Source organism: Leclercia sp. LTM14 (genome assembly GCF_023736175.1).
In the GTDB taxonomy this organism is placed as follows: domain Bacteria; phylum Pseudomonadota; class Gammaproteobacteria; order Enterobacterales; family Enterobacteriaceae; genus Enterobacter; species Enterobacter barmai.
In genome coordinates, this window is sequence record NZ_JAIKTT010000006.1 from 69,820 (window position 1) to 96,652 (window position 26,833).

A 26,833-nucleotide genomic window follows, 5' to 3' on the forward strand; every position below is an offset into this window, starting at 1 on the left:
TGGCTTTTGAAAGAAAAAAACCGGCCTGTAAGCCGGTTTTTTTATGGGGGAACTGTAAACTTTTGTGACGGGTTTACTTCACTTCTTCGCCTTTCGCCTGCATATCGGCATGGTAAGAGGAACGCACGAACGGACCGCAGGCCGCATGGGTAAAGCCCATCGCCATCGCTTCGGCTTTCATTTCGTCAAACTCTTCAGGGCTTACGTAACGCTGCACCGGCAGGTGATGGCGGCTTGGCTGCAGATACTGGCCCAGGGTCAGCATGGTGACGCCGTGGCGACGCAGGTCGCGCATCACTTCAACAATCTCTTCGTTAGTCTCACCGAGACCGACCATCAGACCTGATTTAGTCGGGATATCCGGATGGGCTTCTTTAAAGCGCTCCAGCAGCTTCAGCGACCAGTTGTAATCTGCGCCCGGGCGAACCTGACGATAGAGGCGTGGTACGTTTTCCAGGTTGTGGTTAAACACGTCTGGCGGATTGGCGTTGAGGATCTCAAGCGCACGGTCCATACGGCCACGGAAGTCAGGAACCAGCGTCTCAATCTTAATGGACGGGCTCTTTTCACGAATGGCATTAATACAGTCAGCAAAGTGCTGAGCACCGCCGTCGCGCAGATCGTCGCGGTCAACGGAGGTAATAACCACATAGCGTAATGCCATGTCGGCGATAGTCTGGGCCAGCTTCTGCGGTTCATTGGCATCCGGGGCGACAGGACGACCATGGGCAACGTCACAGAACGGGCAACGGCGGGTACAGATGGCGCCGAGGATCATGAAGGTCGCGGTACCGTGGTTAAAGCATTCGGCAAGGTTCGGGCAGGAGGCCTCTTCACACACGGAGTGGAGGCCGTTTTTGCGCATCGCCGCTTTGATTCCCTGAATACGCGAAGAGTCCGCCGGAAGTTTAATTTTCATCCATGCCGGTTTTCTTAACAGCGCTTCGCGCTCCGTAGCCACGTTTTTAACCGGGATTAGGGCCATTTTATCGGCATCACGGTATTTAACACCGCGTTCCATCACAATGGGTTTACTCATAGCGTGCGTCTTCCAGTTGCGAAAATCGAAGGAAAGCGTTTCAATTCAAGGGAATGTTGTATTTATCAACTATTTTTGAACGAACGACAGGCAGTATATCATTGATACGGACGATAAAGCAGCCTGCCCGGTCGCCAAATTGTAAAATAGTTGTTGTTTAGTGCTTTTTGCGTGGTTCAGCGCAACTTTACGTGGGATGGCCCCGATTAAAAGGCCTGGCGGATAACGTTTATCAGATTTTCAAGCACCGGGTCGCGCATGCTCAGCTTATTGTAATACAGCGAGATTTCGACGGACTCGGCATTCAGCGGGGCGAAGGGGATCTGTTCCACCGGCCAGCAGTGACGCACCATATTAAACAGGCGCTCCGGGATGATACCCAGCAGATCGCTACTGCCAACCAGGGCGGCAATGGTAAAAATATTGTAACTGCTGAAATTCACCATACGTTCCGGGAAAATATCCTGAACGCGCTGTCGCAGCCCGTTGAGGTTTTGCCCCTCCATCAGCAGCAGCGTTTGCTCGTATCGCTGCAGATTTTCAACCGTCACTTCCTCCTGCAGCGCCGGATGCCCTTTGCGACAGATCAGAAGTAGCTTATCTGCAAACAGCACGTGGCGGCTTAAGGCCCGGGCATTCAGGGTGTTGCTGTCCACGATCAGATCGGTCTGAAACTGGCTGAGCTGCGCTTCGGGGTCATTAACCGAGATATTGCGTAACATCAGCTGTGGCGCATGCGTCTTCACGGCCTGGTAGATCAGTGGCATCACCAGCGCGCCTATGGCTGGCGTTGTGCCAATGGTGATGATTCGCTGCTTGTCGTAGCTGCCGGTTAAATCCAGCGCCCCGAGGATGGATTCAAGCCCCTGACTGATATATTCATGCAGATGCGTGGCATAGGCGGTAGGCGTCACGCCCTGGCCTTTACGGATAAACAGCGGGTCGGGAAAAATGGTGCGCAATTTCTGGATAGACTGACTAATTGCTGAGGGAGTGAGATTCAGAATTTTCGCAGCATTAACGATCCCTTTGTGCACATATACGGCCTCAAAAATCGTCAATAAATTAAGATCTATATTACGTAAAGTCCGAAAAATTTGTGGCTTTGCATCACTGCCTGGATCGCTCAAGCGCTTTTCTGGAAGATTATTATTATCCACGCTGTCCCTCCGTATGTATTCACAATATAAATAATAGTTGAATTTAAATAATGTGCTTATTGTTATGCTTAAACAGTTTCAAGGAATTAAGAATGTTAAGTAAACTCATGGGGTTGTCTGGTTTTTGCGCAGGCATAATCGCACCGACCGGGTGGCCCTGTCGATGCTGAAAGCAGGCGATCGCGTATACGCAGTTAGGTTGCGGGTGTTTTGAAAATATAGAATCTGTGAATTAATGTAAAGGATAAATGCAGTGGAATAAGAGTGGCTCATAAAATAAATGAGCCAAATGCGGAAAGTCATTAAGCAGGGATATATTTATGCGGCGGATTGTTTAGCAGCGCTAAAAAAGAGTTAACTAAATGTGGCTGTACGATTTCGGGCGTAATGTTCTCTACCCACTGGCGCATTTGCGCCATTTCCATCCCGGCATAACCGCAAGGATTGATGCGCTGGAAAGGCGAAAGATCCATATTAATATTGAGGGCAAGACCGTGAAAAGAACACCCTTTACGAATTCGCAGACCGAGAGAACATATTTTCATTTCGCCGACATACACGCCCGGGGCGTCTGCGCGCGGGTGCGCTTCAATATCAAATTCAGCCAGCGTATTGACCACCGTCTGTTCAAGTAGCGTCACCAGTTCACGCACGCCGAGCTTCCTGCGCTTCAGGTTGAGCAGGACATACATCACCTGTTGACCCGGCCCGTGATAGGTAATCTGCCCGCCACGATCGCTCTGGACAACCGGGATATCGCCAGGCATCAACAGATGCTCAGCTTTGCCCGCCTGACCCTGAGTAAATACGGGGGGGTGCTCTACCAGCCAGATCTCATCCGGCGTGTTCTCGTCGCGTGTGTCTGTAAATTCATGCATAGCCTGGGAGACAGGCTCATAGGGCTGCAGCCCAAGCTGGCGAACGAGAAGGGTGTCCTGATACAAAACGATCTCTCCGAACGAAGGAAAAAACTGTAGCGGGGAGTATATCACAGAGGTGAAACAGGTTACCCGGCGATGCGGGTAACCGAAAGGCGTTACAGCACCATGCGAACGATATCGATGTTGCCGAGCTCTTCATACAGGGTCTCGACTTGTTCAATATGCGTGGCAGTGATGGTGATCGAAACGGAATGGTAGTTGCCTTTGCTGCTGGGTTTCACCGTCGGAGAGTAGTCACCTGGCGCATGGCGCTGTACTACCTCAACCACCTGATCAACCAGCTCAGGCAACGCCTGTCCCATTACTTTGTAAGTAAAAGGAGTAGGGAATTCAAGCAGTTCATTAAGTTTGGTTTTCATGGGAGCTCGGCAGTACGTCAAAAAAATAATAACTCCCACGTCGGGTGGGAGTTATCAGGTTACATAGTATATGGGGACAGAAATCACACTTTCAAGTGTTCAATTCTTAACCAAACCAGTGATGGAACATCAATTTAATGTAATCAATGATTTTGCCGAAGAAATTGCCTTCAGGGATTTCATCCAGCACCACGAGAGGGCGCTGATCGATGGTTTTACCATCGAGCTGGAAGTTGATGGTGCCGACAACCTGGTTTTTCTGCAGCGGGGCGTGCAGCTCGCTGGAGTTCAGCACATAGCTGGCCTTCAGGTCTTTCATACGGCCACGGGGAATGGTCAGGTAGAGATCTTTATCCACGCCCAGTGAGGCACGGTCGTTATCACCGAACCAGACCGGTTCAGAGGCGAACTCTTTACCTGCTTTCAGCGGGTTCACGGTTTCGAAGAAGCGGAAGCCCCAGGTCAGCAGTTTCTTGCTTTCGGTTTCACGTCCTTTGAAGGTACGACCGCCCATTACCGCAGAGATCAGACGCATCTGGCCCTCTGTCGCTGAGGCCACCAGGTTGTAACCCGCTTTATCGGTGTGACCGGTTTTGATGCCGTCAACGTTCAGGCTGTTATCCCACAGCAGGCCGTTGCGGTTGGTCTGACGGATACCGTTAAAGGTGAACTCTTTCTCTTTGTAGATGGTGTATTCGTTCGGCACGTCACGGATCAGCGCCTGACCAATCAGCGCCATATCGCGCGCAGAGCTGTACTGACCGTCCGCATCCAGGCCGTGAACGGTCTGGAAGTGGCTATTTTTCAGACCCAGCGCGCTCACGTAGCTGTTCATCAGACCAACGAAAGCGTCCTGGCTGCCGGCGGCAAAATCGGCCATTGCCACGCAGGCATCGTTACCGGACTGCAGATTGATACCACGGATCAGCTGAGAGACGGGAACCTGCATACCCGGTTTCAGGAACATCAGGGATGAGCCTTTGAATACCGGGTTGCCAGTGGCCCACGCGTCGTTGCCGATGGTGACCAGGTCGGTCTCTTTGAATTTACCTGCTTTCATCGCCTGGCCGATGACATAGCTGGTCATCATTTTGGTCAGGCTGGCCGGGTCGCGACGTGCGTCAGCGTTCTGTTCAGCCAACACTTTGCCGGAGTTGTAGTCGATCAGGATGTAGGATTCCGCGTCGATCTGCGGAACGCCCGGGATCATGGTCTTGATATTCAGGTCATCGGCGTGAGCAACAGAGAGCGTGGCTGCGCAAAGCGCCGTAGTGAGCGCCATGCGCTGCATAAAACGAGCGGAGAAAGTGGTCTTCATGGTCAGAACAACGACATCCGTGATGGAATTAAAAAAAAGTGCCTTACTATAGCAAATGCTATACAGGCAGGCATCCGACTTTCAGCATGAGAGTGTGAATCAGCATTACAAATACTGACAATTCGGATACCGCTGATTAATCATTTCGCAACAGCGATAAACGACTGTAACTGCGCTTCATTCTGCAGGCGTTGCTGTAACGCAGCGGCCTCAGATTTGTTGGCAAACGGGCCAAGCTGGATACGCCAGACCGCGCCATTTTGCTCAACGCGACCCGGTACGCCAAACTGCTGGCCGAGACGCTGCTGATACTGCTGAGCACGCGCCCGATCGCTAACTGCGCCAACCTGAACGACATAGCCACCGGCCTGAGCAGGGGCGGAAACAGGGGCCGCAACCGGAGCCTGAACTGGGGCAGAGACAGGCGCCGTGACCGGCGCCGTCTGGTTCACCGGGGCGGTGACAACCGGCTGTGGCGCTGGCGGTTCACTGCCTTCCAGCACGCCAGAGGCGAGGGTCGTCGGTGCGCCGAGGAAGCCGCTGCTGCTGACCGGCGCGCCCATGCTGTCTTCGCTTTTCAGCGTGTCGTTGCTGATGGGACGCACGTCACCCTCTGCAGGCATCGGTTCGGAAACGGACGACGCGCTACCCATGCCGCCGCTCAGGTCGGGACGCGCGGGCAGGGCATAAGTCTGTTTAGCCACAGTGGTACAGGCCATACCCGGGCCGGACAGAGAGCCGTCCTGGGCAACAATAATCGGGTCGATCCGGACTTTGGTGTTATTTGAGGTGTTCAGACGGTCAGCCGCTGCGCGTGACAGCGAAATAACGCGGTCGTTGCCGTAAGGGCCACGGTCGTTGATACGCACCACAATCATCCGGCCATTCGCCAGGTTAGTAATACGCGCGTAGCTCGGAATGGGGAGGGTGGGATGCGCAGCCGTCAGCTGCATCGGATCGAAGGCTTCACCGGATGCGGTCAGGTTGCTTCCCGGCTCAGCATCATAAATCGCCGCCAGGCCTGCCTGACTGAATCGGGACAGATCCTGAACGATTTTGTAGCTTTTACCGTCACGTTCGTAATCCTGATTCGCGGTAGCGCTCAGTGGTTCAAAACGCGGATCGGCTCCGCTGATCTCAACCACCGGTCCATTACATACGGCTGGCTGCGGCGGTGCGACGGTCGCTTGCTGCTGACCATCGTCACTTGTACAGGCTGCCAGTAAACTCACTGCGATGCAGATCCCAGACCACTGCTTACGCATTGCGTGCCCCTTATACGCTTTTTGACAACATTTTTCTGTGTGTGTGGATCGACATGACGATCCCGAACCCGGCCATCAGTACAATCAGGGCCGAGCCTCCGTAACTCACCAGGGGAAGCGGTACGCCAACCACCGGCAGAATACCGCTCACCATACCAATATTTACGAAAACATAAACGAATAAAATCAACATCAAGCCACCGGCCATGACGCGACCAAAGGTGGTTTGCGCGCGGGCTGCGATCCACAATCCACGCATGATTAGCAGCAGATAGAGCGCCAGCAGAATCAAAATGCCCACCAGGCCCAACTCTTCGGCCAGAACCGCGAAGATAAAGTCGGTATGACGTTCCGGCAGGAACTCAAGCTGTGACTGAGTACCGTGCAGCCAGCCCTTACCGCGCAGGCCGCCAGAGCCGATCGCAATCTTCGACTGTATAATATGATAGCCTGCTCCGAGCGGGTCGCTCTCCGGATCAAGCAGCATCATCACGCGCTGACGCTGATAATCGTGCATCAGGAAGAACCACAGAATCGGGATAAAGGCCGCGACCAGCACCACCGCAATCCCGATAAGCCGCCAGCTCAGCCCGGAGAGGAACAGCACGAACAGGCCGGAAAGGGCGATAAGAATCGAGGTGCCGAGGTCCGGCTGCGCCGCCACCAGCAGCGTAGGCAGGAAAATCAGCACCAGCGCAATCGCAGTATTTTTCAACGACGGCGGACAAACATCACGGTTGATGAAGCGCGCCACCATTAACGGGACGGCGATTTTCGCAATCTCGGAGGGCTGAAAACGCACGATACCCAGGTCAAGCCAGCGCTGCGCGCCTTTCGAGATGGCACCAAAGGCATCTACCGCCACCAGCAGAATAATACAGAAAATGTAGAGATAGGGCGCCCAGCCTTCATAGACGCGCGGCGGGATCTGCGCCATCACCACCATGATCACCAGACCCATGGTGATCTGGCCGATCTTACGTTCGGTCATCCCGAGATCCTGACCGCTGGCACTCCAGATAACCAGAGCGCTGTAAACCAGCAGCGCCAGCAGGATCAGCAGCATGGCCGGGTCGATGTGGATCTTGTCCCACAGCGATTTTTTATTCGGATTATCGGTCACGATTATTGGTCCTCCGCGCCAGCGGCAGCCGGGCTCTCGCTCGGCAATTCAGTGTTGTTGTCACCCAGCATAATGTGGTCAAGGATCTGGCGCATAATGGTACCGACCGCCGGGCCAGCACCGCCGTTTTCCAGAATAATCGACACCGCAACCTGCGGGTTATCATAGGGAGCAAACGCAATCATCAGCTTGTGGTCACGCAGACGTTCAGCAATTTTGTGTGCGTTATAGGTTTCGTTCGCCTTCAGGCCGAAGACCTGCGCGGTACCGGATTTTGCCGCGATTTTATACGGAGCCCCGGCAAAGTACTTGTGCGCCGTACCGTTCGCGCGGTTGGCAACGCCGTACATCCCGTCTTTGGCAATTTCCCAGTAGCCGGAGTGGATATCACCCACCGGCGGCTCATGCGGCTGCGACCATGGCACTTTTTTGCCGTCTTCAACGGTGCTCATCAGCAGGTGCGGCACTTTCACCACCCCGTCGTTGATAAGGATCATCAGCGCTTTGTTCATCTGAATCGGGGTCGCGGTCCAGTAGCCCTGGCCGATCCCCACCGGAATGGTGTCACCCTGATACCAGGGCTTTTTAAAGCGTTTCAGCTTCCATTCGCGGGTTGGCATGTTGCCGGAGCGCTCTTCCGACAGGTCGATCCCGGTGTAATGGCCATAGCCAAATTTGCCCATCCATTCGGACAGACGGTCGATACCCATGTCGTAGGCGACCTGGTAGAAGAAGGTATCCGCCGACTCTTCCAGCGATTTGGTGACGTTCAGGTGGCCGTGGCCCCACTTTTTCCAGTCGCGGTAGCGTTTTTCGGAACCCGGCAGCTGCCACCAGCCCGGGTCGAAGAGGCCGGTATTGCGGGTGATCACCCCTGCGCTCAGGGCGGAGACCGCCACGTACGGTTTAACCGTTGACGCAGGCGGATAGACACCCTGCGTCGCGCGGTTGACCAGCGGCGTGTTCGGATCGTTGAGCAGGCCAGAGTAGTCTTTACTGGAGATACCATCGACGAACAGGTTCGGGTCATAGCTTGGGGTCGACACCAGCGACAGAATGCTGCCGCTGCGCGGGTCGCTCACAATGACCGCCGCACGGCTGCCCGCCAGCAGAGTTTCGATATACTGCTGGAGTTTGAGATCCAGGGTCAGATAGATGTCATGCCCGGCCTGGGGCGGCACCTCTTTCAACTGGCGGATCACACGGCCGCGGTTGTTGACCTCAACTTCTTCGTAACCGGTCTGGCCGTGGAGCAGGTCTTCGTAATAGCGTTCAATACCCAGCTTACCGATATCGTGCGTTGCCGCGTAGTTGGCGAGCTTGCCGTCTTTATCCAGCCTGTCGACGTCTTTATCGTTAATTTTCGAGACATAGCCGATGACGTGCGTCAGCGCGGAACCGTACGGGTAGAAGCGACGCTTGTAGCCCTTAACTTCCACGCCGGGAAAGCGGTACTGGTTTACGGCGAAACGGGCAACCTGCACTTCGGTGAGGTTGGTTTTTACCGGGATCGACGTAAAGCGATGCGAGCGCGAACGCTCTTTTTTGAAGGCGGCGATATCGTCATCGTTCAGATCCACCACGCTGCGCAGCGCATCAAGCGTCTGCTGCACGTTATCGACCTTCTCAGGCATCATTTCAATCTGATAGATCGTGCGGTTCAGCGCCAGCGGCGTACCGTTACGGTCATAGATAATGCCGCGACTGGGGGCGATGGGGACGAGTTTGATGCGGTTTTCGTTGGAGCGGGTCTGGTAATCGGTAAAACGGACAATCTGCAGATTATAGAGGTTGGCGATCAGCACGCCCGTCAGCAGCAAAATCCCCAAAAAGGCGACCAGCGCCCGGCGCACAAACAGCGCGGACTCAGCCGTATAGTCGCGAAAAGAATTCTGTAGTTTCATCCGCTGCTTAATCTACCCAAGACTTAATCATTACTCACGGTGATAAGGGTGGTTGGTCGTGATGCTCCACGCGCGATAGAGGCTTTCAGCAACCAGAACCCGGACCAGCGGGTGGGGAAGCGTCAACGCGGAGAGAGACCAACTTTGTTCTGCTGCCGCTTTACAGGCGGGAGATAATCCCTCCGGACCGCCAATTAACAGGCTGACGTCGCGACCGTCCTGCTTCCAGCGCTCCAGTTCGTGCGCCAGCTGCGGCGTATCCCAGGGTTTACCCGGAATATCGAGAGTGACGATGCGGTTTTTGCCTGCGGCAGCCAGCATCAGTTCACCCTCTTTATCGAGAATACGCTTGATATCCGCGTTTTTGCCGCGTTTGCCAGCGGGGATCTCCACCAGCTCAAACGGCATGTCTTTTGGAAAACGACGCAGATATTCTGTAAACCCCGTTTGTACCCAGTCGGGCATTTTTGTACCGACGGCTACCAGTTGCAGCTTCACGCATTAACCCCAGAGCTTTTCCAGCTCATACAGGCGACGGCTCTCTTCCTGCATGACGTGGACAATCACATCGCCAAGGTCAACGACGACCCAGTCAGCGGTGGCTTCGCCTTCAACGCCGAGCGGCAGCATGCCGGCAGCGCGAGATTCCTGAACCACATGGTCAGCGATGGAAGCAACATGGCGAGTGGAGGTGCCGGTGCAGATAATCATGCAATCGGTGATGCTTGATTTGCCCTGAACGTCGATGGCAATGATGTCCTGACCTTTCAGATCATCAATTTTGTCGATAACAAAATCCTGGAGTGCTTTACCCTGCAAGTTTTCCCCCTGGGAGAGTGAGATTGAATAACTGTAAATTCGTAGCCAGACAGTATACCTGAACTGGCTGCAGTGTCGGGACAAATGTCACCGGACGGGCATGCGAAGGCGGGTATCATCCCACCCTATGCCGGAGATTGCATCGCCATTTTTGTAAAACAGTTTTTGTAAAACCGTGCTGGCGGGAAGTCTGGCAGCGGAGGATATCAGCCTGGACGGGGGTGTCAATGGCGAGAGCGCGAATGGCACGCTTTTTCTCCCGCACGCCAGTCAGTTGCTGCTTTTCTGATACAGGCCCTGCTGCTGAATGTAACTTAACACCGGCAGCGGTAACATCTCATCACAGGGGAGTCCCTGCTGCAGACGCTGGCGGATAAGCGTCGCTGAGATATCAAACCAGGGGGTTTCCGCAAGGTAAATTTTGCCGGCCGGCAGATTGTGCAGATCCTCAACCTGATACGTCAGATGCTGCTCCAGCCACAGCTGGTGCTGCTCCTCTTTCATCGTCAGGGGATAGCCCGGACGACGGCAGACGATTAAGTGGCTGTTATCGAGGATCGTCTGATACTGATACCAGGTGGGGAAATTGAGCAGCGAGTCCTGACCGATAATAAACGCCAGCGGTTTTTCCGGCCCTTGTTCGCTGCGCCAGGCCTGTAAAGTCTGCGCGGTATACGAAGGGCTGTCCCGGCGCAGCTCTCGCTCATCAAGAACAAACAGCGGCTTATCGGCAATAGCCAGCGCCAGCATCTCTTTGCGCTGGGCGGGAGTGGCTTCTGGCTGCGGGCGATGCGGCGGCACGTTGTTGGGCATTATCGTGACGCGCTGCAGGCCAATCTGGTTGGCGAGGATCTCGACCGGTTTCAGATGCCCGTAGTGGACCGGGTCAAAGGTGCCGCCATAGAGTGCCTGTAAAGAATGCATCTCAACCTTCTATAAAGATATCGGCCAGCGCCTTGTGGCACAGCAGCAGGGAGAGGCTTTCCAGCTCAGACCAGATCGACTGACCGTAATCCTGCTTCAGGGTCAGCTCGGTGCGCGTCAGAAGCTGAACGGCCTGGCGCAGCTGTTCCGGGCTCAGTCGGTTCAAGGCTTCGGTGGTCATGCCGCGGCGATTCTGCCAGACCCGGTGCTTATCAAACAGCGCGCGCAGGGGCGTATGCATTGACTGACGTTTCAGCGTGACAAGCAGCAGCAGTTCGCGCTGCAGGGTGCGCAACAGAATAACCGGCTCGCCGCCTTCGAGACGCAGCTGCTGCAGGATATGCAGAGCGCGCTTGCTCTTTGCGGACAGCAGGGCATCGACCCAGTGGAAAGGGGTGAAGTGCGCCGCGTCGTTAACCGCCTGCTCAACGCGCGGTAAGGTCAGTTTGCCATCCGGCCAGAGCAATGACAGACGTTCCAGCGCCTGGGCAAGGGCCAGCAAATTGCCTTCGTAACAGTAACAGAGTAGCTGGTTCGCGGCGTCATCCAGCTGCAGATTCAGCTGTTTTGCCCGGGCCGCCACCCATTTGGGCAGATGTGCCTGCTCCGGGGTCTGGCAGGATACCTGCACCGAATGGTTTGCCAGCGCGGTAAACCAGGCGGCATTCTCCTGCGCCTTAGTTAGCTTGTTGCCGCGAACAATCAGCAGCAGATCGCTGTGCAGCAGGCTAACCAACGTGGCAAGCTGTTCGTTGATGGCCGCGTTAGGGCCATTTTCCGGGAGCTGAATAAGCAGGGTTTGCCGGGCGGCAAACAGGCTCATCGCCTGGCAGAGCGAGAAAATCTCCTGCCAGTCGGTGCTGTTATCCAGAGTGAAACTGTGGTGCTCCTCAAAGCCCTGGCTGGCCGCAATCTGACGAACGGCGTCCTGGCTCTCCTGAAGCAAAAGTGGGTCGTTTCCGAGCAGTAGATACGCCGCGCGCAGCCCTTCATTGAGCTGCGCGCGGAGTTGTTCAGGGTACAACCTGAGCATTACTGACCCAGCGTCGTGGAGACGCGAGATGAGGATGCCGCAGGTGTAGCCTTCTGGGCGTTCTCTTTTTCAGCGGAATGGACGCTCGGCAGCTTACGGATCAGCTGCTCCGCTGCCTTGTCATACATTTCGTTCACGATAATGGTCTGCTCAGCGTCTTTCGCAAGGGCTGTCTGCGGGTTATCGAAGAACGAACGGTAGACCTTGGTGCTGATTGGGTAAATATCGCTACCCGGGATCAGAACCGCAGCGTGCACTTCCATCACCATCTGGTATTCCGCAGTACGACCATCCTGGAAGATGGAGGCGGTGTCCTGGCTCAGGGTAGAGCTTAAGACGCGGAACGACGGGATATCCTGGCGCAGCGTACTTTTCTCGATCAGATCAACGCCGTTAAGGCGCAGCTGGTTACGAATGGCACGGCTAAGCGGACCATTTGGATCCCCCGAATCGAAAATCATCGTTTTCATCTGTTCCGGCACCTGTGTGGTGTTGCGCAGGTGCCAGCCACATCCGGCGGTGACCAGCACCGCCAGCGATAACAGTAATGTTGCCAGTTGTCGCACGCTTCCTCCCGCGCTTAGCCAACGACCAGGTTCAGCAGTTTACCAGGTACGTAGATCACTTTACGTACGGTAACGCCATCAAGATACTTCGCCACCAGATGCTCCTGGCCGGCACGTTCGCGTACCTGCTCTTCGGTTGCATCAACCGGAACAGTGATTTTACCGCGGACTTTACCGTTTACCTGCACAACGACCAGGGTGGTGTTTTCAACCATTGCGGATTCATCCGCCACCGGCCACGGTGCATTGTCGATATCGCCTTCGCCGTTCAGCTCCTGCCACAGGGTAAAGCTGGCGTGTGGGGTGAACGGGTTCAGCATACGTACGACCGCCAGCAGCGCTTCACGCATGATGGCGCGATCCTGCTCGCCGTCCTGCGGGGCTTTCGCCAGCTTGTTCATCAATTCCATAATAGCCGCAATTGCGGTGTTGAAGGTCTGACGGCGACCAATATCATCGGTCACTTTGGCAATCGTTTTATGAACATCGCGACGCAGCGCCTGCTGATCTTCAGTCAGTGCAGCGGTATCCAGCGCCGGGGCGTCACCCTGAGAGGTGTGCTCGTAAACCAGTTTCCAGACACGTTTCAGGAAGCGGTTAGCCCCTTCAACGCCGGACTCCTGCCACTCAAGGGTCATATCTGCCGGAGAGGCAAACATCATGAACAGACGCACGGTGTCGGCACCGTAGCGCTCAACCATCACCTGCGGGTCAATGCCGTTGTTTTTGGACTTCGACATTTTGCTCATGCCGGTGTAAACCAGCTCGTGGCCCGCGGCGTCTTTCGCCTTAACGATACGGCCTTTCTCGTCGCGCTCAACGATGGCATCAACCGGGGAGACCCAGTTACGCTCGCCGTTCGCGCCCACGTAGTAGAAGGCGTCTGCCAGCACCATGCCCTGACACAGCAGCTGTTTCGCTGGCTCGTCAGAGTTCACCATGCCTGCGTCGCGCATCAGCTTGTGGAAGAAGCGGAAGTAGAGCAGGTGCATGATGGCGTGTTCGATACCACCGATGTAGATATCCACCGGCAGCCAGTAGTTTGCTGCTTTGGAATCCAGCATGCCTTCCTGATACTGCGGGCAGGTGTAGCGCGCGTAGTACCAGGAGGACTCCATAAAGGTGTCGAAGGTGTCGGTCTCACGCAGCGCAGGAATACCGTTAACGGTGGTTTTCGCCCACTCAGGATCGGCTTTGATCGGGCTGGAGATGCCATCCATAACCACATCTTCCGGCAGGATCACCGGCAGTTGATCTTCTGGCGTTGGCATCACGGTACCGTCTTCCAGGGTAACCATCGGAATCGGTGCGCCCCAGTAACGCTGACGGGAAACACCCCAGTCGCGCAGACGGTAGTTAACTTTACGCTCGCCGACGCCCAGCGCGGCCAGCTTGTCAGCAATGGCGTTGAAGCCTTCTTCGAAGCTCAGGCCGCTAAATTCGCCGGAGTTAAACAGGGTGCCTTTTTCAGTCAATGCCTGTTCGGACAGATCCGGCTCAGAGCCATCCGCTGCCAGGATAACCGGCTTGATCGCAAGGTTGTATTTAGTGGCAAATTCGTAATCGCGCTGATCGTGACCCGGAACGGCCATAACTGCGCCGGTACCGTACTCCATCAGAACGAAGTTGGCGGCCCAGACCGGGATCGCTTCGCCAGTCAGCGGGTGCGTCGCGTAGAAACCGGTGGCAACGCCTTTTTTCTCCATCGTTGCCATGTCGGCTTCGGCCACTTTGGTGTTGCGGCATTCGTCGATGAAGGCTGCCAGTTCCGGATTGTTCTCTGCCGCTTTCTGCGCCAGAGGGTGACCTGCGGCAACGGCCAGGTAGGTCGCACCCATGAAGGTGTCCGGACGGGTAGTGTAGACGGTCAGAGTCTGATCGTAGTTCTCAACGTTGAAGGTGATCTCCACGCCTTCAGAGCGGCCGATCCAGTTGCGCTGCATGGTCTTAACGGTATCTGGCCAGTGGTCCAGATTATCCAGATCGTTCAGCAGTTCGTCGGCGTAAGCGGTGATTTTGATAAACCACTGTGGGATCTCTTTACGTTCAACCTTGGTGTCGCAGCGCCAGCAGCAGCCGTCGATGACCTGTTCGTTAGCGAGAACGGTCTGATCGTTCGGGCACCAGTTAACGGCAGAGGTTTTCTTGTACACCAGGCCTTTTTTATACAGCTCGGTGAAGAACTTCTGCTCCCAGCGGTAGTATTCCGGGGTGCAGGTTGCCAGCTCGCGGCTCCAGTCATAGCCAAAGCCCAGCATCTTGAGCTGGTTTTTCATGTAGGCGATGTTGTCGTAGGTCCATGGCGCTGGCGCAGTGTTGTTTTTTACCGCTGCACCTTCTGCAGGCAGACCAAACGCATCCCAGCCGATTGGCTGCAGGACGTTTTTGCCCAGCATGCGCTGATAACGGGCGATCACATCACCGATGGTGTAGTTACGCACGTGGCCCATGTGTAGTCGGCCAGAAGGATAGGGAAGCATCGACAGGCAGTAATACTTCTCTTTGCTCTCGTCTTCGGTGACTTCAAAAGTGCGCTTCTCGTCCCAGTGTTGCTGGACTTTCGATTCTATCTCTTCCGGGCGGTATTGCTCTTGCATGGCAGCCAGTGGTCCTGTGTTCAATACAGCTACAAACGTAGCCAATGGATGTGGTAATTCAGATCCGCATAGCATAGCCCAAACGCCCGCGTCAAAACAGCCTTTACCACTAAAAGCGACTTGCAGGTATTTACGCAGAGTGTGGATGACCTGACAAAGCGGGGCGCAAATAAGGTCTATCATTAGAGAGGTTTACTTACCCGGGAGGCAAAATGATGAACAAGGTTGCTCAATTTTACCGTGAACTGGTCGCCACATTGACAGAACGTCTGCGGAACGGTGAGCGTGATATAGATGCGCTCGTCGAGCATGCACGCGTTAAGGTGATGCAGACGGGTGAGTTAACGCGCACCGAAGTGGAAGAGGTGACCCGCGCGGTTCGCCGCGATCTGGAGGAGTTTGCCCGTAGCTATGGCGAGAGCCAGGATGAGGCTACAGACAGCGTATTTATGCGGGTGATCAAAGAGAGCCTGTGGCAGGAGCTGGCGGACATCACCGATAAAACCCAGCTGGAGTGGCGCGAGGTATTCCAGGATCTCAACCATCACGGGGTGTATCACAGCGGTGAGGTTGTCGGGCTGGGGAATCTGGTGTGTGAGAAGTGCCATTTTCATCTGGCGATTTATACCCCAGAGATGCTGCCGCTCTGTCCAAAATGCGGCCACGATCAGTTCCAGCGTCGGCCATTTGAACCTTGAATCCGTAGTAAAAAGTTATCTTCTTTACAGTAAATCGGTGCGCAAAACTTGCGCACCGTTGTTAAAGTACTGCTTATCTGGCAGTGATTTCTGTCGCTTTAAAGTTCTGATTGCCGCCCATGTTTGATGCATATTTATGGGAAGAATCCAGAATCAGTTTGTTAGCGGTCAATGCACCAACGCCGCAGGTTTTTAAATTCAGGAAACCACATTTATAACCACCGTTCTCAACTTTTTTGGCAGTCAAGTTCAGCGTATTCTGAGCCTTAATATGGCCGCGGTTAATAATGTTGCCTTTATTTTGCGTACTCAGGGTGAGATCGCCCCAGGAGCGAATCAGCGCTTCGTTATACAGATCGCCGGAGGTAATGACGCTAACCCCAGTACCCTCGATATGACCGTAGTTATCAGTTTTATTATTCTGAATCATGACCGTAGTATACGTACCTCCCATATAACCGGAGTTGTTCAACCAGTTGCTTGCCGTAGTCAGACTTTTGCTCGCCTTAATTTGGCTATTAGCGTGTTGGGTGATGGTGCCGTTAGTCTGAATGAGAATATCGCCACCGGACATTGAGCCTGAATTAATGATTTCACCTGAGGAGAGTTGGTTGTCTTTGGTCGACGTAATTTGCAAAGTTTCAGTGCCATAAATATAACGGTCTGAAGTGAAACTGTTTCCGCCGAAGGTGAACGCGGTATTGGCACCGTACATTGATCCACCTTTTTGAGTAATATTACCCGCTGCGGAGATGGTCAGCCTATTTCCAGAATGAATATATGCTGCACCCATATTTTCCAGATTGCCGTTGGTGGCAATTACAAGCTCGTTAATTGCTTTAATGGTACCTTTGTTAGAGAGATCACTGGCTGCTGAAACGGCCATTTGGTTACCGCTGAAAATCGTGCCGGTATTAACCAGATTATTGGCGCTATTCAGTACGGCAATATTGGCGCTTGAAATATTACCTGTGTTTTTTATTTCTCCCGCAGACATTATCTGGGTCACCATACCATTGTTGGTAATAGAGCGTTCGTTTACCAGCATACCATTGCTGGCCATAGACAGAACGCCCTTCGCAACAATTGCGCCAGTATTGCGTACACCAAAGCCGAGATTATTGCCCACCATGGTAATATTGTCGGCTTTAACACCTCCCATCGCACTGACGTCAATGCTGTATTCAGGGAAGAGCATCTGTTTCAGGGTGGCTGTTTTTCCGGCGGAGGTGATCTGACCAGTGCTATTATTCAGGGTGAAGTTACCGGCGCTTATCATGGCATTTTTAACATTAACCTGGCCGTTGAGGCTGATAACGTCAGCCAGCAGAGCGGCATAGTTTTCTGCAGCGTTCATGCCATTACCATCAATGCTAATTTTGCCGCCAGTGACGGTGTAGCTGCCGATAGCCCCGGCGTCGGTCATGTTGACTTTACCGGTTGTCATAACCACTTTATTGGTGTTGACAAAGCTACAGCCGGAGCAGGAGATGCCGTTCGGGTTAGCAATGACGACATCGGCTCTCTGACCATTGACCTCGATAAAACCGTTCAGGGCGCTGGATTTATTAGAAGTTACTTCGTTAAGAATGACGGAAGCGCTTCCGTTAGCCAGATTATTGTTCCTGGCAATATTACCCAACGTGCCGTGAACAACATCGCTCGCGCTGTTGTTCAGAATGACACCTTTATCACTCACGTTAAATTCACGGTACATATTATGCGAAACACCGGCAGCATTAGGTGCTTCGATATCAATGACTTTTGCGCCAGATAAATGGTTATAGCTGAAAGGATCGGCATTTACGCCAGTTGCTGAAAGTGCTGCCGCCAGGGCGACATAGCTGATTTTAAATTTAAACATGTGATTATTCCTTTAATGAAAATATTTCCGAAAATTACTGCTAAATAAACGAGTGATTTTTTATGTTGTTTAGTACCTCCATTGCAATGAAAAACCCATATTAAGCGCATCAGTATGATAACTCTCGGGTTTCACAAGTGGTATGCCGATAAAAAGGTCGTATTGAGTCGCCAGTTTTTCCCCACGCAAACCCACTACCGCGCCGGATAATACTTTTCCGGATTGATACCGATCGCTGCCGATAATTTTTCCTGCATCAAGACCGACATAAAATTGCTGGTCGGGTGTTGGGATGTTCCAGATAAAATCATTGCGTAGATACCATCCTTGGTTACTGGATAGCGTGCTTTCACCATCAAACCCTCTTACTGACCAGCGGTTGCCAATATTAAATAAATTATCGCTGGATAAGGTATCAGGGCTAATTTGCAGACTAAAATGCGGAGCCCAGGCGAACTTTTCTCCGGTATTGTCAAACTTCATTAATGCTTTAATGTCGGCACGAACGGCGCGTGCCTGTTTATTATATAAACCCGCCTTTTCTTCAGGCGTTGGCGTTGAGCTCAGCCAGCCTAACCGATGCTGCATCGTTATTCCGGCATCGACGATCTTTTTGTTGAAATAGTGCTGGTGGCGTACACCCAGTTCCCAGGCGGGATTTTGCTTACGCATTACCATCAATTCCTCACCGCCAAAATAGTAACGGGAACGGCTTTTAGACACTCGTGCGCTCAGCGAGGTTTTTTGGTCCCGGGTATGAGAGATCAGTCGTTCCAGCGTGGCGCTGTAATAACGGTTCTTGCTTTCATAATCTACCGTTGAGTAATTCCCCCTGAACTGTTGCAGGTAGGTGCTGTGAGACGCATAAACGCTAAGATTCCAGTAGCCGAAGGGAACAGAGTAATAGAGGCTGCTGTTATGGTTGCCGTCATTTTTCTGCTGATATTCCACATCGCCGCCTGCAGCGAGATAAAGGATATCGTCAAGGGTAGTCAAATCATAAAGGTACAGCGCAGCACCGCCCTGATAGCGTCCACTGGCGCGGCTTCCCGCATCATCCAGCCAGGCGCCGAGTTGCCACATTTTATCCAGCTTGCGGGTAATGACGATGTCGGTTTCGCCGTACTGCTTCCCGGGCTGTAATTTCATATGAGCCGATGTGCCAGGGAGGCGCTGGAGATTCGCCATACCCATTTCTAAGTCTTTCAGATTTAATATGTTATCTGAAGAGGTGGGCATTGTGTTCCACAGACGGGTTTCGTCATTTTCGGTTTTCGCATCATATGCTATTTCTCCTACCCGGCCATAAACCAACGTCAGGATTAGAATGCCATTCGCCATATCCTGAGAAGGGATATCAATCAGTGAAGTAATGTACCCACGCGCGATAAGTTCATTTTGTAACGCGTGCGCCAGTAGTTGAATGCCATTTATGCCAAGGCATCGTGATTTCGCCTGGGCGGTCAATTTGCCGAGCATTCTGCGGGTGAGGGCTGCGTCATCTGATTCGATGACCACGTCATTAATATATTTGCAGACGGACTCTTCAGGAAACTTAAGCATTTTCTCACCGGTATAAATGCTGCCGGGTGTATATTCCTGCTCCATCGGTTTTAACGCCGTCTGGCGTGCTTTGTCCTGTTCCGATTGTGTGGTGGCTGGATGACTATTACTGGCGTAGACATGTTTACCCCCCCCGGCATAAATAAACAGGCCAGTAATAAGCATAACGCAAGTTTTTCGCATAAAAGAAATCCATTTCATTTGAAGTTGATTTAATGACTTAATCATTCAGAGTTCCATCCCTGAATTAACGCCGTTTTTATAGTCGAGGTTATCGGAATAATAATAGAAATAAAGTGAATTATATTTTGAGGAGTACTTAATTCCGATTTACTTACTGACAATTTACTGGGGTGATACCTTTATAAAAAGATGAGGGATAATAGCGAAAGCGCTAGCGCGGTGCTACGTGTCTTTTTCTTAATTCTTTATGAATTGATAGCTGAAATTATGATCTTAATAGATTTGCTGAATGATTCATCTCTGCGCTCTGGTCCTGGGACAAGAGCGCAGGCTTTTGAATTAATTGTAGAATGCAAGTCGCTGCGCCAGCAGATCAACAAAGGCGGCACGGTTTATATCTGTTAACACCGTGGCGTTAGGGGAGTTACCGGTTAAAAAGTAATAATCCACGACGGTCATACCCTGGGTATATTTCCCCTGCGTCTCGACGCCAACCCAGCGCTCGATAGCGGTGAACATATCGGGTTTAAGTAGCCAGGCGATGGTACAGGGATCGTGCAATGGCGCCCCGTGAAAACCCCATTTTTCCGCTTTATGGTAAGCCATAAAGAAGTCCAGCAGCTCCGCCACTGTGGTCGCCACCGGGTTACCAATACGGCGAAAACGCTCGATATCCTCCGCCATAATTTGCGCCTTGTGCGTTACATCCAGCCCGGCCATTACTACCGGGATGCCGGACTGAAAAACGATTTCGGCGGCTTCGGGGTCGACATAAATGTTGAATTCCGCCGCGGGCGTCCAGTTGCCCAGCCCCATCGCGCCGCCCATGATCACAATCCGGGCGATTTTTGTGTGCAGTTCAGGGTGAGCGTTCAACAGCAGAGCGACGTTAGTCTGCGGGCCGGTTGCCACCAGCGTCACCGGTTCAGGGCTTTCACGCAGTACCTTTGCCATCAGTTCCACGGCCGTGCAATCCTGCGGGGCAAAATCGGGCTCAGGCAGGGCAGGGCCATCAAGACCGCTTTCACCGTGCACGTTGTCGGCAATAATCAAATCGCGCATCAGAGGCTTAGTGGCCCCACCAGCCACCGGAATATCGCTGCGTTTTAAAAGCGTCAGCATTCGCAGCACGTTGCGCAGGGTTTTGTCCGGAGTCTGGTTTCCGGCAGAAGAGGTCACCGCCTTGAGTTCCAGTTCTGGTGAGGCGAGGGCGAGGACGAGAGCGATCGCGTCATCATGACCCGGGTCGCAATCGAGGATAATAGGTAGTGCCATTGAATTCTCCATTTCTCAGTGTTGTTTTGTGACAAGGCTAACGCTGAAGAGAGGAGCAGACGAGGCAAACAGATGAAAAGCGTGAAGCGGTGCGCAATCTGAGCGATTGCGCACCAGAGGGATTAATGCAGAATTTTGGCGAGGAAGTCTTTAGCGCGTTCGGACTGAGGGTTGGCAAAGAAATCTTCCTTGGCCGAATCCTCGACGATTTTGCCTTCATCCATAAAGATGACGCGGTTCGCCACTTTACGCGCAAAGCCCATTTCGTGGGTCACCACCATCATGGTCATCCCTTCATTGGCCAGCTCAACCATGACGTCCAGCACCTCATTGATCATCTCAGGATCGAGTGCCGACGTGGGTTCATCAAACAGCATGGCCACCGGATCCATGCACAGCGCGCGGGCAATCGCCACGCGCTGCTGCTGGCCGCCGGAGAGCTGCGCCGGGAACTTATCGGCATGTGCAGAAAGCCCTACGCGCTCAAGCAGTTTAAGGCCTTTCTCGCGTGCTGCTGCTTTGTCGCGCTTGAGGACTTTTACCTGGGCCAGGGTCAGGTTCTCAATGATCGACAGATGCGGGAACAGTTCAAAGTGCTGGAACACCATCCCGACGTTGGAGCGCAGCTTCGCCAGGTTGGTTTTCTTGTCATTCACTTTGGTGCCGTTGACGGTGATCTCGCCCTGCTGCACCGGCTCAAGGCCGTTCACGGTTTTGATCAGCGTGGATTTACCGGAGCCGGACGGCCCGCAAACCACCACCACCTCGCCCTTTTTCACTTCCGTGGAGCAGTCGGTCAGCACCTGAAAGTGCCCATACCATTTAGAAACATTTTTCAGGGAAATCATTACACTGTCCTTTTCTTCAGCCAGCTGACCAACAGCGACGCGCTTAAACTAATTGCAAAATAGACCGCACCTGCGAACAGGATCATCTCAACCTGAGTACCATCGCGCTCGCCGATGGTGGAGGCGGTACGGAAGAAGTCTGCCAGGCTCAGTACATACACCAGCGAGGTGTCCTGGAACAATACGATGCCCTGGGTCAGCAGCAGCGGAACCATGGCGCGGAACGCCTGCGGCAGAATGATGAGCTTCATCGACTGCCAGTGGTCATGCCTAACGCCAGCGCGGCGCTGGACTGCCCGCGGGAGATACTCTGGATCCCGGCACGGATAATCTCCGAGTAGTACGCCGCCTCAAACATGGAGAAGGCCACCATCGCCGAGATCAGGCGGATGTCAGATTTCGGCGACAGGCCAAGCACGTCCTGCAGCAGACCGGGTACGATGAGATAGAACCACAGCAGCACCATCACCAGCGGAATGGAACGAAACACGTTGACGTAGGCCGTTGCAAACCAGGCGACAGGCTTAAAGCTCGACAGGCGCATCACCGCCAGCAGCGTACCCCAGACAATCCCGACCACCACCGCCGTCAGGGTGATCTTCAGGGTGATAATCAGCCCATCAATCAGGTAGGGCAGGGAAGGAACAATAGAACTCCAGTCAAACTCGTACATTATTTGCCCCCCAGGTTGCCCGGCAGGCGAACTTTACGTTCGACCAGGTTCATCACCAGCATAATCACAGCGTTAATCAGCACGTACGCCAGGGTAATGGCGGTAAAGGATTCCCACGCGTGGGCGGAATAGTCCAGCAGTTTACCCGCCTGCGCGGCCATATCCACCAGACCGATCGTGGAGGCGATGGCCGAGTTTTTCACCAGGTTCATCATCTCCGAGGTCATCGGCGGCACAATCACGCGATAGGCATTCGGCAGCAGAACATAGCGGTAAGCCTGCGGCAGGGTCAGACCCATCGCCAGTGCGGCATTTTTTTGTCCGCGTGGCAGCGACTGGATCGCCGCACGTACTTGCTCACAAACACGGGCAGCGGTAAACAGGCCGAGGCAGAGCATCGAGGAGACAAAGAACTGAACGTTCGGATCCAGTTCAGATTTGAACCACATGCCGATATCTTCCGGCAACAGTTCAGGAATGACCAGATACCAGGTAAAGAACTGCACGATTAACGGAACGTTACGGAACAGTTCGACGTAGAGGGTTCCCAGCGAAGAGAGAAAACGGTTAGGGACGGTACGTAAAATACCGAACAACGAGCCGACGAGAAACGCAATAATCCAGGCGGTGATCGACAGTGCGACCGTGACCTGAAAACCGCTCCACAGCCAGCCAAGATAGGTGGTGTTGCCGAACGGGGCTTGCTGCAGGAAAATGCCCCAGTTCCAGTCGATTGACATAGTAAACTCCAGAAAAAAAAGGGTAGCAGCGCTACCCTCGAAGATTGGTGAGAAGCTTTAATGTTCGCGCTGAGTGGGGAACGACCACTCAACGTTTAGTCTGTCCGCGCTTCCCGACAATCGAGAGGGCAGGAGATCCCGCCCCTTAGTGGTTCTAATTAGTTAAGTGCCTTGTCATTCGGTTCTTTAAACAGCGCTTTCATGTCGTCAGACAGTTCAAAGTTCATGTTCAGATTCTTTGGTGGGATTGGGTTCTTGAACCACTTATCGAACCATTTTTCCGCGTCGCCAGAGGTCTGAACCTGAGCGATGGTGTCATCGACCAGTTTCTTAAATTCCGCATCGTCTTTACGCATCATGCAGCCATAGGCCTCTTTGGACTGCGCGGTGCCGACGATTTCCCAGTTGTCTGGTTTCTTCGCTTTAGCACGTTCACCGGCCAGCAGGGCGTCATCCATCATAAAGGCAACAGCGCGGCCGCTTTCCAGGGTACGGAAAGAGTCACCATGGTCTTTGGCGCTGATGATACGCATGTCCATTTTCTTCTCTTCATTCAGCTTGTGCAGCAGAACTTCAGAGGTGGTACCGGAGGTCACAACCACCGCTTTGCCTTTCAGGTCGGCAAAGTCTTTAATCTCGCCGCCTTTTTTGGTCAGCAGACGGGTACCCACCACGAAGATCGTGTCGGAGAAGGCAGCCTGTTTTTGACGCTCAAGGTTGTTGGTGGTGGAGCCACACTCAAAATCGAAGGTGCCGTTTTGCAGCAGCGGGATACGGTTTTGTGAAGTGATTGGGATCAGCTTCACTTCCAGATTCGGTTTGTTCAGCTTTTTCTTCACCGCGTCAACGATCGCGTTGGAGTAATCCTGTGAGTAGCCCACGACTTTTTGCGTGTTGTCGTAGTATGAGAACGGAACAGATGACTCACGGTGGCCGACCACAATCACGCCGTTTTTAGCGATTTTTTCCAGGGTGCCGCCTGCTGCCGGCGCAGCATCTTCAGCGTGAACCACGCCTGCGGACAATCCCATCACCAGCATTGCTGTGGCCAGTTTACGTAATTGCATATCCAACTCCTTTTTTATCAGCGCCAGAGACGCATTGATATTCGGTGTGATGTTGTTATAGCTCGCGCGATACGAGTGCAGTGTTATACATGTTTGTTAACATTTAGTTTGGCTTAATGTAAAGATTTTGCTGCGTTATTGTTTATTTTTGCGAAGCGCGCCGCACCATTCAGAGGCATAAATCTTTCGTTGCACCGTTTCGGTGCTACCGGTGAGCTATGCTGGTGCGACAAGGTTTCACATTAAGCCAAATCGCGTTTACGTGAATAAATAAAGCAACAGGCGTGCCAGAATTAACCCTCACCCCGGCCCTCTCCCTGAAAGGGAGAGGGAGAAAGGCAAGCAGGATGGGGCAAATATGCAAGGACGATCCCCTCTCCCCTAAGGGGAGAGGGTTAGGGTGAGGGGGAAAAAGCTACTTACGACGCTGGCGCAAACTCATCAGCAAAGCGCCGAAACCGAACAGGGCGGTGAGGATCCACAGCGGCCAGTTGCCGGTGCGGGCGTACGGCGTCAGCCCCGTGGCGGGTGTGACTTTTGCCGTCAGTACGTCGCGGGTGAACTGAGGGAGCATGGCCTGAATTTCGCCCTGCGGGCCAATCACGGCAGTGATACCGTTGTTGGTGCTGCGCAGCAGAGGACGCGCCAGCTCCAGGGAGCGCATCCGCGCCATCTGGAAGTGCTGCCATGGACCAATCGACTTACCGAACCAGGCATCGTTAGAGATAGTCAGCAGGTAGTCAGTGTTCGGGCGGAAATTATCCCGCACCTGTTCACCCAGGATGATCTCGTAGCAGATGGCGGCGGTCAGCAGAAATCCGTGTGCGCTCAGCTGAGGCTGAACGTAAGAACCCCGGCTAAAGGAGGACATCGGCAGATCGAAGAACGGTGCCAGCGGACGCAGAATCGACTCCAGCGGCACAAACTCACCAAAAGGTACCAGGTGATTCTTGTTGTAGCGGTTAGTCGACTCGTAGCTGTACGGGTTGTCTTTCCCAAGCGTAATGATGGTGTTGTAAGTGTCGTAACGGTTTTGCTTGTTCAGACGCGCGTCAACGATACCGGTGATCAGGGTGGAGTTTCGCGCCCGCAGCAGATCGTCCATCATGGCAAGAAAACGCTGCTGGTTAATCTCCAGATCCGGAATTGCCGACTCCGGCCAGATAATCAGCTGGGATTTGCCCATCTCTTTCTGGGTGGCATCCAGATAAATTTTCAGGGTGTTGATCAGTTGGCCTTCATCCCATTTCAGCGACTGAGGGATATCGCCCTGAACCATCGACACCTGGGTTGCGCGTTCCGGTTCAAGAGTGAACCACTGGATATAACGCAGCGGGAAAGGCAGGGCAAAGAGCACCAGAGCCATCACCAGCGGTCGCCAGTTGCGCTGCACCAGCGCCAGCACCAGCAGGCCACTCACCACCATCAGCAGGAAGTTGATCGCCTCGACGCCCATCACCGGCGCCAGCCCTTTCAGCGGGCCGTCTATCTGGCTGTAGCCAAACTGTAGCCACGGAAAACCGGTCAACACCCAGCCGCGCAGGAACTCGGTAACCTGCCAGACCACAGGGGCGGCAATGGCCACACGCAGCCAGCTGGTTTTCGGCCACAGGCGCGAGAGGATCCCGGCGAACAGACCGGTGTACAGCGAGAGGTACGCCGCCAGCAGCACCACGAGGAAGACGTTCACCGGGCCTGGCATGCCGCCAAACTGGGCAATGCTGACGTAAACCCAGTTAATACCGGCGCCAAACAGGCCCAGACCCCAGAAATAGCCAATCGCCGCCGCCTGAAGAGGGCGTCGGTTAAGCGTCAGCCCCTGAAGTCCCATCAGGGAGAGCAGGGCAGCAGGCCAGAAGTCGTAAGGGGAAAAAGCCAGCGTACCGCTGGCTCCGAGGATTAGCGCCAGCAGCAAACGCGTGCGCTGGCGTTCAAACAGTGGGGCAAATGCCATTTAAATCAATCATCCAGTGTGGGTTGCGGAGCATCGTCCGGCATTCTTACATGAACCTGAATAATACGTCGACTGTCGGCCATCGCCACCTTGAACTGGTAACCGTCTATTTCCACGGTCTCGCCACGCGCCGGCAGGTGACCAAACGCCTGCATTACCAGCCCGCCGATGGTATCCACCTCTTCATCGCTGAAGTGGGTCCCGAAGGTGTCATTGAAATCTTCGATTGGGGCGAGCGCACGCACGGTCCAGGTGTGGCGGCTCAGCTGACGGAAGTCGATATCCTCTTCTTCGTCATATTCGTCTTCGATTTCACCCACGATCAGTTCAAGAATATCTTCGATGGTGACCAGGCCCGAAACACCGCCAAATTCATCGATAACAATCGCCATGTGGTAGCGCTGGGAGCGGAACTCTTTCAGCATGCGGTCAACACGCTTGCTCTCCGGAACAACCACCGCCGGGCGTAACACTTTTTCCATGCTGAAGGCTTCGGAATCGCTGAGCATAAACGGCAGCAGATCTTTAGCCATCAAAATCCCTTCGATGTGATCTTTGTCTTCGCTGATCACCGGGAAACGCGAGTGAGCGGATTCGATGATGACATCGAGGCACTCGTCCAGGGTCTGGTTGCGTTTCAGGGTAATCATCTGGGAACGCGGGATCATGATATCGCGAACGCGCTGGTCGGCGATGTCCATTACCCCTTCGAGCATCTCGCGCGTATCCTCATCGATAAGCTCGTTTTGCCCGGAGTCACGGATGAGCTCCAGAAGGTCGTCACGGTTTTTAGGTTCCCCGTGGAACAGCTGGCTCAGAAGGAGGGAGAAAAATCCTTTTTTGCTGTTTGGTGTGTCGCTACTGTGTGAATTGTCGTCGCTCATGGCGTTTGTTAAGGGTTCTCATGTTGGTCTATTGAT

Annotated in this window: 23 protein-coding genes and 1 pseudogene; 1 reads left to right on the forward strand and 23 read right to left on the reverse strand. The window is 53.6% G+C overall.

The window, feature by feature from the left end; translation table 11 throughout:
- Positions 1-73: 73 nt before the first annotated feature.
- From lipA to leuS, 14 genes are all read right to left on the reverse strand, one after another.
- Positions 74-1,039, reverse strand: a complete 966-nt coding sequence (gene lipA / locus K5I40_RS13835; protein ID WP_138369603.1) for a lipoyl synthase — start codon at positions 1,037-1,039, stop codon at positions 74-76.
- Between the two features lie 206 nt (positions 1,040-1,245).
- Complete coding sequence (locus tag K5I40_RS13840; protein ID WP_223074889.1) at positions 1,246-2,199, reverse strand: YbeF family transcriptional regulator; 954 nt, start codon at positions 2,197-2,199, stop codon at positions 1,246-1,248.
- 302 nt (positions 2,200-2,501) lie between these two features.
- Positions 2,502-3,143: a lipoyl(octanoyl) transferase LipB gene (lipB, locus tag K5I40_RS13845; protein ID WP_039031367.1), complete on the reverse strand. Its 642-nt coding sequence runs from the start codon at positions 3,141-3,143 to the stop codon at positions 2,502-2,504.
- A gap of 92 nt (positions 3,144-3,235) precedes the next feature.
- The gene (gene ybeD, locus K5I40_RS13850) at positions 3,236-3,499 is read right to left on the reverse strand and encodes a DUF493 family protein YbeD (protein WP_003022706.1); all 264 of its coding nucleotides are present in this window, start codon (positions 3,497-3,499) and stop codon (positions 3,236-3,238) included.
- A gap of 106 nt (positions 3,500-3,605) precedes the next feature.
- On the reverse strand, positions 3,606-4,817 hold the full coding sequence (gene dacA / locus K5I40_RS13855) for a D-alanyl-D-alanine carboxypeptidase DacA (protein ID WP_039031366.1): 1,212 nt from the start codon (positions 4,815-4,817) through the stop codon (positions 3,606-3,608).
- Between the two features lie 140 nt (positions 4,818-4,957).
- Positions 4,958-6,082, reverse strand: coding sequence for an endolytic peptidoglycan transglycosylase RlpA (gene rlpA / locus K5I40_RS13860; RefSeq protein ID WP_223074888.1), 1,125 nt, complete (start codon positions 6,080-6,082; stop codon positions 4,958-4,960).
- A gap of 10 nt (positions 6,083-6,092) precedes the next feature.
- Positions 6,093-7,205: a peptidoglycan glycosyltransferase MrdB gene (gene mrdB, locus K5I40_RS13865; RefSeq protein WP_039031364.1), complete on the reverse strand. Its 1,113-nt coding sequence runs from the start codon at positions 7,203-7,205 to the stop codon at positions 6,093-6,095.
- 2 nt (positions 7,206-7,207) lie between these two features.
- Entirely contained in the window at positions 7,208-9,109 is a 1,902-nt protein-coding gene (mrdA, locus tag K5I40_RS13870; RefSeq protein WP_039031363.1) for a peptidoglycan DD-transpeptidase MrdA, read from the reverse strand.
- Between the two features lie 30 nt (positions 9,110-9,139).
- Positions 9,140-9,607, reverse strand: a complete 468-nt coding sequence (rlmH, locus tag K5I40_RS13875; protein ID WP_003858701.1) for a 23S rRNA (pseudouridine(1915)-N(3))-methyltransferase RlmH — start codon at positions 9,605-9,607, stop codon at positions 9,140-9,142.
- A gap of 3 nt (positions 9,608-9,610) precedes the next feature.
- Positions 9,611-9,928, reverse strand: coding sequence for a ribosome silencing factor (gene rsfS / locus K5I40_RS13880; RefSeq protein ID WP_032617029.1), 318 nt, complete (start codon positions 9,926-9,928; stop codon positions 9,611-9,613).
- Positions 9,929-10,198: 270 nt separating this feature from the next.
- Positions 10,199-10,852, reverse strand: coding sequence for a nicotinate-nucleotide adenylyltransferase (nadD, locus tag K5I40_RS13885; protein WP_138369602.1), 654 nt, complete (start codon positions 10,850-10,852; stop codon positions 10,199-10,201).
- Position 10,853: 1 nt separating this feature from the next.
- A complete protein-coding gene (gene holA, locus K5I40_RS13890; RefSeq protein WP_223074887.1) occupies positions 10,854-11,885 on the reverse strand; it encodes a DNA polymerase III subunit delta in 1,032 nt (343 codons plus the stop codon).
- On the reverse strand, positions 11,885-12,451 hold the full coding sequence (gene lptE, locus K5I40_RS13895) for an LPS assembly lipoprotein LptE (protein ID WP_039031360.1): 567 nt from the start codon (positions 12,449-12,451) through the stop codon (positions 11,885-11,887). The genes holA and lptE overlap by 1 nt, the downstream gene beginning before the upstream one ends.
- 14 nt (positions 12,452-12,465) lie before the next feature.
- Positions 12,466-15,048, reverse strand: a complete 2,583-nt coding sequence (leuS, locus tag K5I40_RS13900) for a leucine--tRNA ligase (RefSeq protein WP_223074886.1) — start codon at positions 15,046-15,048, stop codon at positions 12,466-12,468.
- 215 nt (positions 15,049-15,263) lie between these two features.
- On the opposite strand from leuS, the gene K5I40_RS13905 reads away from it, so the two are divergent.
- Positions 15,264-15,746 (forward strand): zinc ribbon-containing protein, encoded by a 483-nt coding sequence (locus tag K5I40_RS13905; protein ID WP_139565456.1) that lies wholly within the window; start codon positions 15,264-15,266, stop codon positions 15,744-15,746.
- 73 nt (positions 15,747-15,819) lie between these two features.
- Here the strand turns inward: K5I40_RS13905 and K5I40_RS13910 are convergent, their stop codons facing one another.
- The 9 genes and pseudogenes from K5I40_RS13910 to corC all read right to left on the reverse strand — a co-directional run bounded on the left by K5I40_RS13910 (position 15,820) and on the right by corC (position 26,797).
- Positions 15,820-17,610, reverse strand: coding sequence for a filamentous hemagglutinin N-terminal domain-containing protein (locus K5I40_RS13910; protein ID WP_223074885.1), 1,791 nt, complete (start codon positions 17,608-17,610; stop codon positions 15,820-15,822).
- 69 nt (positions 17,611-17,679) lie between these two features.
- Positions 17,680-19,338 (reverse strand): ShlB/FhaC/HecB family hemolysin secretion/activation protein, encoded by a 1,659-nt coding sequence (locus K5I40_RS13915; protein WP_251929741.1) that lies wholly within the window; start codon positions 19,336-19,338, stop codon positions 17,680-17,682.
- 357 nt (positions 19,339-19,695) lie between these two features.
- Entirely contained in the window at positions 19,696-20,631 is a 936-nt protein-coding gene (gene rihA, locus K5I40_RS13920) for a pyrimidine-specific ribonucleoside hydrolase RihA (RefSeq protein WP_138369599.1), read from the reverse strand.
- Positions 20,632-20,753: 122 nt separating this feature from the next.
- Positions 20,754-21,479, reverse strand: a complete 726-nt coding sequence (locus tag K5I40_RS13925; RefSeq protein WP_138369598.1) for an amino acid ABC transporter ATP-binding protein — start codon at positions 21,477-21,479, stop codon at positions 20,754-20,756.
- A pseudogene (gene gltK / locus K5I40_RS13930) lies at positions 21,479-22,152 on the reverse strand (glutamate/aspartate ABC transporter permease GltK). The gene K5I40_RS13925 and the pseudogene gltK overlap by 1 nt, the downstream one beginning before the upstream one ends.
- On the reverse strand, positions 22,152-22,892 hold the full coding sequence (gene gltJ / locus K5I40_RS13935; RefSeq protein WP_039031354.1) for a glutamate/aspartate ABC transporter permease GltJ: 741 nt from the start codon (positions 22,890-22,892) through the stop codon (positions 22,152-22,154). Before gltJ ends, gltK begins: the two are co-directional and overlap by 1 nt.
- A 158-nt stretch (positions 22,893-23,050) precedes the next feature.
- Entirely contained in the window at positions 23,051-23,959 is a 909-nt protein-coding gene (locus K5I40_RS13940; RefSeq protein WP_039031353.1) for an amino acid ABC transporter substrate-binding protein, read from the reverse strand.
- 415 nt (positions 23,960-24,374) lie between these two features.
- Positions 24,375-25,913 carry an apolipoprotein N-acyltransferase gene (gene lnt, locus K5I40_RS13945; protein ID WP_223074884.1) on the reverse strand — a complete coding sequence of 513 codons (1,539 nt, stop codon included), beginning with the start codon at positions 25,911-25,913 and terminating at the stop codon, positions 24,375-24,377.
- Positions 25,914-25,918: 5 nt separating this feature from the next.
- Entirely contained in the window at positions 25,919-26,797 is an 879-nt protein-coding gene (gene corC, locus K5I40_RS13950; protein ID WP_039031351.1) for a CNNM family magnesium/cobalt transport protein CorC, read from the reverse strand.
- Positions 26,798-26,833 lie beyond the last annotated feature (36 nt).

Coding starts and splice junctions, on each gene's coding strand:
- holA (WP_223074887.1), bottom strand. CDS start 11,885: ATGCTCAGGTTGTACCCTGAACAACTCCGCGCGCAGCTCAATGAAGGG.
- lnt (WP_223074884.1), bottom strand. CDS start 25,913: ATGGCATTTGCCCCACTGTTTGAACGCCAGCGCACGCGTTTGCTGCTG.
- K5I40_RS13910 (WP_223074885.1), bottom strand. CDS start 17,610: ATGTTTAAATTTAAAATCAGCTATGTCGCCCTGGCGGCAGCACTTTCA.
- gltJ (WP_039031354.1), bottom strand. CDS start 22,892: ATGTCAATCGACTGGAACTGGGGCATTTTCCTGCAGCAAGCCCCGTTC.
- nadD (WP_138369602.1), bottom strand. CDS start 10,852: ATGCATTCTTTACAGGCACTCTATGGCGGCACCTTTGACCCGGTCCAC.
- K5I40_RS13925 (WP_138369598.1), bottom strand. CDS start 21,479: ATGATTTCCCTGAAAAATGTTTCTAAATGGTATGGGCACTTTCAGGTG.
- rlpA (WP_223074888.1), bottom strand. CDS start 6,082: ATGCGTAAGCAGTGGTCTGGGATCTGCATCGCAGTGAGTTTACTGGCA.
- mrdA (WP_039031363.1), bottom strand. CDS start 9,109: ATGAAACTACAGAATTCTTTTCGCGACTATACGGCTGAGTCCGCGCTG.
- rihA (WP_138369599.1), bottom strand. CDS start 20,631: ATGGCACTACCTATTATCCTCGATTGCGACCCGGGTCATGATGACGCG.
- K5I40_RS13940 (WP_039031353.1), bottom strand. CDS start 23,959: ATGCAATTACGTAAACTGGCCACAGCAATGCTGGTGATGGGATTGTCC.
- K5I40_RS13915 (WP_251929741.1), bottom strand. CDS start 19,338: ATGCTTATTACTGGCCTGTTTATTTATGCCGGGGGGGGTAAACATGTC.
- dacA (WP_039031366.1), bottom strand. CDS start 4,817: ATGAAGACCACTTTCTCCGCTCGTTTTATGCAGCGCATGGCGCTCACT.
- ybeD (WP_003022706.1), bottom strand. CDS start 3,499: ATGAAAACCAAACTTAATGAACTGCTTGAATTCCCTACTCCTTTTACT.
- K5I40_RS13905 (WP_139565456.1), top strand. CDS start 15,264: ATGAACAAGGTTGCTCAATTTTACCGTGAACTGGTCGCCACATTGACA.
- corC (WP_039031351.1), bottom strand. CDS start 26,797: ATGAGCGACGACAATTCACACAGTAGCGACACACCAAACAGCAAAAAA.
- lipA (WP_138369603.1), bottom strand. CDS start 1,039: ATGAGTAAACCCATTGTGATGGAACGCGGTGTTAAATACCGTGATGCC.
- leuS (WP_223074886.1), bottom strand. CDS start 15,048: ATGCAAGAGCAATACCGCCCGGAAGAGATAGAATCGAAAGTCCAGCAA.